The sequence below is a fragment of the Terriglobus sp. 2YAB30_2 genome (assembly GCF_052114765.1).
Classification (GTDB): Bacteria; Acidobacteriota; Terriglobia; order Terriglobales; family Acidobacteriaceae; genus Terriglobus.
Genome location: NZ_JBFRFJ010000029.1, coordinates 22,379 through 31,489, shown reverse-complemented (window position 1 = coordinate 31,489; position 9,111 = coordinate 22,379). Strand labels below are relative to the sequence as shown.

Annotated in this window: 9 protein-coding genes; 7 read left to right on the top strand and 2 right to left on the bottom strand. The window is 60.7% G+C overall.

The features are described from left to right. Positions 1 to 174, top strand: a 174-nt coding sequence (locus tag AB4Y89_RS23630; protein ID WP_442303405.1) for a transposase, incomplete at its 5' end; no start/stop codon positions are given. 95 nt (positions 175 to 269) lie between these two features. Here AB4Y89_RS23630 and AB4Y89_RS23625 read toward each other — a convergent pair. Next, positions 270 to 1,214 (bottom strand): VWA domain-containing protein, encoded by a 945-nt coding sequence (locus tag AB4Y89_RS23625; protein WP_442303404.1) that lies wholly within the window; start codon positions 1,212 to 1,214, stop codon positions 270 to 272. 92 nt (positions 1,215 to 1,306) lie between these two features. Here AB4Y89_RS23625 and AB4Y89_RS23620 point away from each other — a divergent pair, with 92 nt between their 5' ends. The 5 genes from AB4Y89_RS23620 (at position 1,307) to AB4Y89_RS23600 (ending at position 6,639) form a co-directional block, all read left to right on the top strand. Next, a complete protein-coding gene (locus AB4Y89_RS23620; protein ID WP_442303403.1) occupies positions 1,307 to 1,915 on the top strand; it encodes an AAA family ATPase in 609 nt (202 codons plus the stop codon). Between the two features lie 4 nt (positions 1,916 to 1,919). Then, on the top strand, positions 1,920 to 2,438 hold the full coding sequence (locus AB4Y89_RS23615) for a DinB family protein (RefSeq protein WP_442303402.1): 519 nt from the start codon (positions 1,920 to 1,922) through the stop codon (positions 2,436 to 2,438). A gap of 107 nt (positions 2,439 to 2,545) precedes the next feature. Then, positions 2,546 to 3,961 carry a dihydrolipoyl dehydrogenase gene (gene lpdA, locus AB4Y89_RS23610; protein WP_442303401.1) on the top strand — a complete coding sequence of 472 codons (1,416 nt, stop codon included), beginning with the start codon at positions 2,546 to 2,548 and terminating at the stop codon, positions 3,959 to 3,961. Between the two features lie 164 nt (positions 3,962 to 4,125). Next, positions 4,126 to 4,857 carry a lipoyl(octanoyl) transferase LipB gene (lipB, locus tag AB4Y89_RS23605; protein WP_442303400.1) on the top strand — a complete coding sequence of 244 codons (732 nt, stop codon included), beginning with the start codon at positions 4,126 to 4,128 and terminating at the stop codon, positions 4,855 to 4,857. Between the two features lie 141 nt (positions 4,858 to 4,998). After that, a complete protein-coding gene (locus AB4Y89_RS23600) occupies positions 4,999 to 6,639 on the top strand; it encodes a 2-oxo acid dehydrogenase subunit E2 (RefSeq protein WP_442303399.1) in 1,641 nt (546 codons plus the stop codon). Positions 6,640 to 6,918: 279 nt separating this feature from the next. Here the strand turns inward: AB4Y89_RS23600 and AB4Y89_RS23595 are convergent, their stop codons facing one another. Beyond that, positions 6,919 to 8,265 (bottom strand): aminotransferase family protein, encoded by a 1,347-nt coding sequence (locus AB4Y89_RS23595; RefSeq protein WP_442303398.1) that lies wholly within the window; start codon positions 8,263 to 8,265, stop codon positions 6,919 to 6,921. A 271-nt stretch (positions 8,266 to 8,536) separates the two neighbouring features. Between AB4Y89_RS23595 and dut the strand changes: the two genes are divergently transcribed. Then, positions 8,537 to 8,977, top strand: a complete 441-nt coding sequence (dut, locus tag AB4Y89_RS23590) for a dUTP diphosphatase (RefSeq protein WP_147646323.1) — start codon at positions 8,537 to 8,539, stop codon at positions 8,975 to 8,977. The last annotated feature ends 134 nt before the right edge of the window (positions 8,978 to 9,111 follow it).

Here is a 9,111-nt window from a genome sequence, read left to right as displayed (position 1 = left end):
ACCTACGATCTGACGCTCTACAAACTCAGAAACCGCATCGAACGATGCTTCAACAGACTCAAACAGTTCAGAAGGTTCGCCACAAGATACTGCAAATACGCTGCTTGCTTCGCTGCTACCGTCGCCCTCGCATGCTCGTGGTTACACCTACAGCAATTTGTCGATACACCCTAGTTGCTGGTTGCTAGTTGCCCGGCCCCGGTCTGTCGAGATCACCCGCGAATGCCACGGCTTTAAAAAACTAGCAACTAGGAACCAGCAACTAGCAACTAGCGCGGTGTATACCCCTCCCGCGCCCTCACTGCCATTCCCTCCCCCGCCGTAATCGTGACCTTGCGGAAGCGCCGGTCGTGGGCGGGGTTGTTGGAGTAGTAGCCGATCTCATAGAGCGACTTCAGGTCAGCGGCGATGGAGGCGAAGATCTCCTTGCTTGACTCTTTGCGAACGTCGAAGCTCTGGCCGCCGGTGGCCTCCGTCAGGTGATCGAGCACGCGCATGCCGTAGCGGTCGCGGGCGTTCATCTTCTTCTCTTTGTTCTCGGTAGTGCGCAGCGCGTAGACCAGGGTGTCGGCGCCCTGCGCGGCCGTGATGGCGTCGATCAGGTCATGTTCGCTGGAGTTCTCTTCCCCGTCAGAGAAGACGATGAGGACGCGGCGGTGCTCGCGCTCGGCCTCCATCTTTTCCGTGATGGAGAAATAGAGGGCGTCATAGACAGCGGTACCCAGCTCGCGCTCCTCCTTCGGGCCGATCTCGGGGAAGTTGTGCTCCCCTTTGTTGAAGCGGTGGACACTCTCGATGATCTCGCCGGGGGTGCTGGTCCAGTCGCTGACCAGGCGCAGGTGGTTTCCGAAGCAGATGGCAAAGGCACGGTCGCGCGGCTCCATGACTTCCTTCAGGAAGTCTTCGATCTCGTGCTCGTGTTCCTTGACGAACTTGTCCTGGCTGCCGCTGGCGTCGACGATCAAGGCAATGCTGAGCGGAAGCTCACGCTGGCTGGCATAGTAGCGTACGGTCTGCTCGATTCCGTCTTCCCTGATATGGAAGGCCGTCTGCGGCAAGTTAGTGACCAGCTTGCCTTTGGCGTCGCGGACGGTGAGGGTGGTGCTGATGAGGCGGCTGTTGATCTGCAGCCGGAACTCGGGCTGCTCCTGTTGTCCATGCGCAGGCAAAACAAGGCCGAGCGCGAGCATGGGCAGAAGGTGTCGGAGAGACATGCAGCCACAATACGGCATGGAAGACACGGAACAATGGATGATTCAGAAATCACGAATGCTTCGCAAAGTTGCCGTGCTATAGTTCGTCGCGTATGGTGCGTTTTTTTACGATCGAACGGGAATATGGCAGCGAGGGCGCGGAGTATGCTGCGGCCCTGGCGGACACGCTGGGTTGGAAGCTGTACGACAAGGCTCTGGTTGACGCCGCGGCCGCGGAGGCCGGGGTGGATCCCACCCAGGTCGTGGCAGGCGACGAGAGGCGGGATCCCTGGTACGCACGTCTTGGGAAGGGCTTTCTGGCCGGCGGCGCTGAACTGGGCTTCCCGCCGAGCGGCGTCGATACCGAACAGATGCTCGGCTATCTGCAGCGGGCAATGAAGCGCGTGGCGGCAGAGGGACACTGTGTCATCGTCGGCCGCGGCGGCTCAAGCTACCTGTGCGGTGAGCCGGGAGCGTTCCACGTCTTCACCTATGCCTCCATGCCGAACAAAAAGCGCTGGTTCGAAGCAAAGTACCCGGAGCGCGCCAACCATGCCGAGCAGGAGATCCACGCCGCCGACGCAGCCCGGGCGACCTATATCCGCCGGCACTATGACCGCGACTGGGCCGACCGCCACCTCTATCACCTGCTGCTCAACTCCTGCATGGGCATCGATGCGATGGTGAAGGCGACGATTGATGCGGCGGGAACCATCGGGTAGGGTAATGCCTACGCTCGTCGAGCTGGAGGCGCAGAAGAGGCTGTTGCTGGCGCCACTCTTAGAGTGGACTCCCGCAAGGCGATCGTTCCGGGAGGCGCCCGAGGCCTGGTCCGCGACTGAGGTGGTCTGCCATCTGGCGAAGACCGAGGCAACAGCTCTGGAGACAGCGCGTCAGAATATCGCGCAGCCGCATCCGGTCGAGAAGCAGGACCGTGTCAACATCCGATTTCTTCACCGGCTCTTCTCAACCGACCGCAGGGTGAAAGTTCCGGAGATCGCCAGCCATGTCCTCCCGGAGAGCGACCCCGACTGGGACCACGTCCTCACGGAGTGGCAAAGGACGCGGAAGGAGTTGGGGATCTTTCTCTCAACGACACCGGAGGGATTGCAGGGTGGCATCTTTTGGCATCCAGTGGCGGGCTGGATGGACCTTCCCAACATGCTCGGCTTCTTCGCTGTGCACATGCAGCACCACCGTTTCCAGTTGGAGCGAATCGCAGCAGCATCATCCCACATCCTATAGTTGTGCTGTTATCGGCCGATCCGTGTCGAAAATCGCACAACGTTGTCGGGCAGCGTAAAATGGTCACGTTTGTGTCATCCCACGTCTTGAAGTAAACGGAGATTCCCTTGGCAGATACGATCTTTGATATTGCGGTAATTGGCGGCGGACCCGCGGGATACACCTGTGCGATCCGTGCGGCGCAGTATGGGCTGAAGGTGGCATTGATTGAGGCTACCGACAAGATTGGCGGCACTTGCCTCCACGTGGGCTGCATCCCCACCAAGGCGATCCTCTTCTCGGCCGAGATTTACGACCACTTCAAGCACGCCAAAGAGTTCGGTCTGGAGACCACCGGCGAGGTTAAGGTGAACTGGCCTGCCGTCGTCGGCCGTAAGGCGGACATCGTGACCAAGCACACCAAGGGTCTCGACTTCCTGATGAAGAAGAACAAGATCACGGTGGTTCGCGGCTACGGCAAACTCACCGGCGCGGCCAAGGGCGGCGTGCACACCATCGCCATCGAGGGCGGCAAGGAGTCGCAGGTCCAGGCCAAGAACGTCGTACTGGCCACCGGTTCCGATGCGCGTATGCTCCCCGGCTACACCGCTGACGACAAGATCATGACCAACATCGAGATCCTCTCGATGGAGGCTGTTCCCAAGTCGCTCGTGGTCATCGGCTCTGGCGCCGTGGGTGTCGAGTTCGCCTCCATCTTCCGCAGCTTCGGCTCGGAGGTTACGGTCATCGAGGCTCTGCCGCGCATCGTGCCGGCAGAGGACGAAGAGGTCTCCAAGGAGCTGCTGCGCCAGTTCAAGAAGCGCGGCATCGACGTTCACCTCTCCGCCAAGGTCGACAAGATCGAAAAGACCAAGAGCGGCGTGAAGGTCGACTTCACTACCAGTGACGGCAAGCCTGCCGCGAAGGAAGCGGAGAAGGTTCTGGTCGCCGTGGGCCGTGCGCCTCGCACCGGCAACGTTGGGATCGACAAGACCAAGGTCAAGGTCGACCGCGGCTTCGTCGAGGTAGACGAGTACATGCAGACGTCCGAGCCGGGCGTCTATGCCATCGGCGATATCGTCATGGGTTTCCCGCAGCTCGCGCACTCCGGCTCCACGGCCGGCATGCTGGTCGCCGCCAAGCTGGCCGGCAAGTATGCCAAGCCGATGAAGCGTAACCTGATCCCCGGCTGCACCTACTGCGAGCCGCAGATCGGTTCCGTGGGTTTGACGGAAGCCAAGGCCAAGGAAGCGGGCTACGACGTGAAGGTCGGCAAGTTCCCCTTCGTCGGCAACTCCAAGGCCACGATCCTGGGCTCGCACGATGGCTTCATCAAGGTAGTGGCCGATAAGAAGTACGGCGAGATCCTCGGCGTACACATCATCGGCCCGCTTGCCACCGACATCATCGCGGAAGCAGTGACGGCGATGGAGCTGGAAGCGACGGTAGAGTCCATGATGTTCACCGTGCACGCTCATCCGACGGTCGCCGAAGCCCTGCTCGACGGCTTCGCTTCAGTCGAAGGCATGGCGATCAACGTCTAGTTACGTCAATCGGTTCGGGGCACCCATATCCTGGGTGCCCCATGTCCGGGGTAGTGCCCCTCGGGGACATGGGTTGTTCGCGCTCTGCGCGAATAGGTGGGAGCCGATGGCTTCAGCCCTGGGCCTTTTATATCCCCTAGAGCAACATTCGGGGATATTGCGCAATGCAGTACATTCACCTTCTCCAACTCGGACGCACCACCTACGCTGACGGCCTCGAGATCCAACGCCAGGTGATCGAAGCGCGCAAGCAGAATCGTATCGGCGACACGCTGATCTTGTTGGAGCATCCCCCGGTACTGACGCTGGGCCGCAACTCCCGCCGCGAAAACGTCCTCGCCAGCGATGAGTTGCTCGCACGCAAGGGCGTAGAGCTGCATGAGATCAACCGCGGCGGCGACGTCACCTATCACGGTCCCGGACAGCTCGTCGGCTATCCCATCTTCGACCTCCGCGGCGACTGGCCGGGTAAACGCGGGCCGCATCTTGGGCCGGTCGACTACATGCGCATGCTCGAAGAGGTCATCATCCGCGTCTGCCACGACTTCGGGGTGCTCACCCAGCGGGTAAAGGGCCGCACCGGCGTCTGGACCATCCCCGGTGGATCGATCCCGGAGAAGAAGATCTGTGCCTTCGGCGTGCATGTCTCCATGGGCGTTACCTCTCACGGCTTTGCGTTGAACGTGACCACGGACCTCCGCGACTTCGATCTGATCGTGCCCTGCGGCATCACCGACCGCGCCGTCACCAGCCTGGAGCTGGAGGCCCCGGAGGGCCACACACCGGCGCCGACACTGGCCACCGCGGCCAACTCGGCAGCGCGTCACATGGGCCACGTCTTCCAGCGCCAGATGCTGGCGGTGGACTCGTTGCAGGAGTTGATGAATATCGCCTAAATGTTCGTTTATCGGTTAGAGGCGGTTTTCGGTGCTGTTTTTCGCGGTATAGAATCGGGAGTTGCAGTGAGCTCCGTTCGCCGAACGGCCGCTCGACCTCAGTTTCACTTGTAATTTGAATTCACTTTCTCAAGGATCATCATGCCGACTGACGTAGTCATGCCCCAGATGGGCGAGTCCATCACCGAAGGCACCCTGACCAAGTGGCTGAAGAAGCCGGGCGACAAGGTAGAGCGCGACGAACCGCTCTTCGAGATCTCGACCGATAAGGTGGATGCCGAGATTCCCTCGCCCGCAGCCGGCATTCTGACCGAGGTCAAGGTTCAGGAAGGCGCCACGGTCAACGTGAACAGCGTCGTTGCCATCATCGCGGAAGAAGGTTCCGCTGCGGCTTCCGCTCCTGCTGCTGCTCCGGCAGCGCCTGCTGCCGCCGACGATAAGGCTGCTGCTACGGAAGCGACACAGGAGCCCTCGCAGAACACAGGTTCCGGCGCTCCCGCTGCCGGGTTTACTGCAGGCTCGGGTACCGACGTCGTCATGCCGCAGATGGGCGAATCCATCACCGAAGGCACCATCACCAAATGGCTGAAGAAGGTCGGCGACTCCGTCCAGCGCGACGAGCCGCTCTTTGAAATCTCGACCGACAAGGTCGATGCCGAGATTCCCTCGCCTGCAGCCGGTGTGCTGAGCCAGATCAAGGTAGAGGCCGGTTCGACCGTTGCCATCAATACCGTGGTAGCCATCATCGGCGGAGGCGCGGACAAGGCCGCCGCTGCTCCTGCGGCCGCACCGGCTCCCGCAGCCGCTGCTCCGGCCCCTGCCGCTGCTGCAGCAACCACTGCCGAAACAGCCGCCGCCGGCGTCCGCAGCTCTCCGCTGGTCCGCAAGATGGCCAAGGAAAACGCCATCGATCTTTCGACCGTCACCGGCACCGGCGCCAGCGGCCGTATCACCAAGGACGACATCACCGGCGTAATCTCAGGCGCGAAGCCCGCGGCCGCGTCAGCTCCCGCCGCCGCTGCGCCCGCAGCAGCGAAGCCTGCTGCCGCTCCCGCCCCAGCCGCGGCTGTTCCGGCGCCTGGCACCCTGGAGCCGATGTCGAAGATGCGCTCGATCATTGCCAGGCGCATGGTCGAGTCCAAGCAGACCTCGCCGCACGTCCACACCATCTTCAAGGTGGACATGACCCGCATCGTCAAGCTGCGTGAGAAGGAGAAGAACAAGTACGAGCAGCGCAACGGCGTGAAGCTGACGTACATGCCCTTCATCACTCGCGCCGTCATCACCGCGCTCCGCAAGCACCCCATCGTCAACGCCTCCGTCGAGGGCGATGCCATCCGCTATGCGAAGAACATCAACATCGGCATCGCCGTCGCTCTGGACTGGGGCCTCATCGTTCCGGTCATCAAGCAGACCGAAGAGAAGAGCTTCCTCGGCATCGCTCGCGGCATCGTCGATATCGCTGAGCGCGCCCGCGGCAAGAAGCTGGCTCCGGATGAGATCGCCGGCGGCACCTTCACCATTACCAACGCCGGCATCTTCGGCGAACAGTTCGGAACACCGATCATCAACCAGCCGCAGGTGGCAATTCTCGGCATCGGTGGCCTGAACAGAGAACCCTTGGTGCTCACCGACAAGGACGGCAATGAGTCCATCGCCATCCGCTCCGTCCAGCGCTTCACGCTCGGCTTCGACCACCGCATCGTCGACGGCGCCGATGCCGGCAAGTTCATGACCGACTTCAAGGCCTACCTGGAAAACTGGTCCGAAGACATCGGCTGAGCTGCGCGCTCGGCGGGATGCGCTTCGCGCCTTAATGCAGTGGAAATGGGGCTGACGTTGTCAGCCCCATTTTGCTTTTCCTTTTTGTCACAGTACGAAGCGGGTGCCACATATCTCGGCTGTGCCGAGATGTGGGACATTCGCGCTACGCGCGAACCGCTTTTGTATGAGTCCAGAATGTGTGGAAAGGCTTGAAGGAACTCACACACCGGGTGCCCATTCATCGCAACACGGGGTTCCCGGGGAACTTGATTCGCTGGGTGAACTATTCGAGCGGAGCTACCCAGCAACTAGCTCGTCTGCGATCGACAGGTGTTCATCCAGCGCAGTCAGAGCGAAATCGATTTCTTCTTTCGAGACGATAAGCGGTGGCGCGATGACGAAGTGGTTCATCCATGCCTGCAGAAAGATTCCTGAGGCCATCATCTTGCCGGCGATCTGGTCGACGACCAGAGTCTTACCGTCGAGCTTCTCCTGCCAGACGTTGAAGGGCGTCTTCTTTGCCTGGTCCTTTACCAGCTCGACTGCCCAGAAAAGTCCGAGGCCGCGTACGTCGCCGATGGACTTGTGTTTCGCTTTCAACGCCTGCAGCTTTTCCCCGAGATATGCTCCCACTTCGACGGCGCGCTCTATCAGGTTGAGCCGCTGCATCTCGCGGATGGTGGCGATTGCGGGGCCGAGCGTCAGTGGGTGAGCTTCATACGTGTGGCCATGAGCAAAGAGGTTGTCTTCAAAAAATGCGGAGATCTTTTCGGAGACCGCTGTGAGGCCCAGCGGAACATAGGCTGAAGTGATTCCCTTGGCAGTGGTAAGGATGTCCGGCTGCACGTCCCAGTGATCGATGGCGAACCACTTGCCGGTACGTCCCCATCCGGCCATCACCTCGTCGGCGATCAACAACACATTGTTCTCGTCGCAGATGCGGCGCAGCTTCTGATAGTAGCCGGGCGGCGGAATCAGCACACCGTTGGTGCCTACTACGGTCTCTGCCAGAACCGCGGCGACGTCGCCTTCGTTCTGGATCATGTATTCCAGGTAGTCCGCGCAGGCGATGCCGCAGTCTGGATACGAGTGTTTCAGCGGGCACTTGTAGCAGTTCACCTCGGGTGAGAAGACCACGCCCGGGAGCTTGCTGCGAGGCTCCGATGGCCAGCGGCGCGCATCGCCGGTGGCGCCGATCGAAGAAGCTGTTGAGCCGTGATACGAACGATAGCGGCCGATGATCTTGGTCTTGCCCGTATACATGCGGGCGATCTTGAAGGCGGCCTCATTCGCATCGGTGCCTGAGGTGCAGAAGAAGAACTTCGTCAGCCCTCTGGGCAGCACTTCCAGCAGTAACTGGCTCAATTCGGCGCGTGCGGTGGTAGTGTAGGAAGGCTGGATGTATGCCAGCTCTGCGGCTTGTTGCTGGATCGACTGAATGACGGCCTGGTTGTTGTACCCGAGGTTCACGCACATCAACTGCGCGGAGAAGTCGAGGTATCGCTTTCCGTTGGCATCGGTAAACCAGCAGCCGTCGCCGCTGACTACGTGCAGCGGGTTCCATTGCTTGCCACGGCGCCAGGTGCCGAAGTTGTGTTGCTTAGTGATGTCGACGACCTGCTGCGAGCTGAGTGTTTCGGCCATAGTGCTGCACCCCTGCGATTGGAGATAGCAGTATAGGGCATGGTGGTTTTCATGGAGGCTTATCAGGGTGGTTGAGGTGGAGTGATATGTGGGAACCGGGAAGACATGGGTTGAGAAGCAGATTTCTCCGTTCCCTTCGGTCACTACGAAATGACAAACAAAAAGGCGGTTCGCGCGTCGCGCGAATGCCCAGGTCCCCGAGGGACCCGGGGCACCCCGTGTATGGGTCAATAAAAACCCCACAGCTTTGCGTGCAACAATCGAAGCTGTCATGTCACATCCGATTACGATTCGTACCCGTCGCCTTCACCCTGAAGCTCGTCTGCCGCGCTATGCGCATGATGGTCCGTGGGGCGATCTCGCCGCTGATCTTTATGCCGCTGAGGCAACGACACTCACGCCGGGACAGACGGCTCTGGTGCCTACGGGGTTGGCCATGGAGTTCCCTGATAACTATGGCGCGTTGGTGCAGGACCGTTCAGGCCTGGCCGTGAAAGGTGTCACCACGCTGGCCGGTGTCATCGATCCTGGCTATCGCGGCGAGATCAAAGTAGTGATCACCAACCTGTCGCAGCAGCCGGTCACGCTGGCTGTTGGTGATCGCGTGGCACAGCTTCGCATTGTGCAGCGGCTGACGGCTCACTTTGAGGAGTCTGAAGTCATCGCTGAGGCCCCGCGTGGAGCGGGCGGGTTTGGGTCTACTGGAGCGTAGCTCTTTTGTTTGATATCCCACCCATCACGTTGCGATGGATGGGGCACCCAGCGTGTCGTAAACCCTTCAAATAGTGGTAAATCCACGGGTGCACTGTTCCCGGTGCAGTGGTGGAGCACTGTAACCGGGCAGCA

Coding starts and splice junctions, on each gene's coding strand:
- AB4Y89_RS23625 (WP_442303404.1), bottom strand. CDS start 1,214: ATGTCTCTCCGACACCTTCTGCCCATGCTCGCGCTCGGCCTTGTTTTG.
- AB4Y89_RS23620 (WP_442303403.1), top strand. CDS start 1,307: ATGGTGCGTTTTTTTACGATCGAACGGGAATATGGCAGCGAGGGCGCG.
- AB4Y89_RS23615 (WP_442303402.1), top strand. CDS start 1,920: ATGCCTACGCTCGTCGAGCTGGAGGCGCAGAAGAGGCTGTTGCTGGCG.
- lipB (WP_442303400.1), top strand. CDS start 4,126: ATGCAGTACATTCACCTTCTCCAACTCGGACGCACCACCTACGCTGAC.
- AB4Y89_RS23600 (WP_442303399.1), top strand. CDS start 4,999: ATGCCGACTGACGTAGTCATGCCCCAGATGGGCGAGTCCATCACCGAA.
- AB4Y89_RS23595 (WP_442303398.1), bottom strand. CDS start 8,265: ATGGCCGAAACACTCAGCTCGCAGCAGGTCGTCGACATCACTAAGCAA.
- dut (WP_147646323.1), top strand. CDS start 8,537: ATGTCACATCCGATTACGATTCGTACCCGTCGCCTTCACCCTGAAGCT.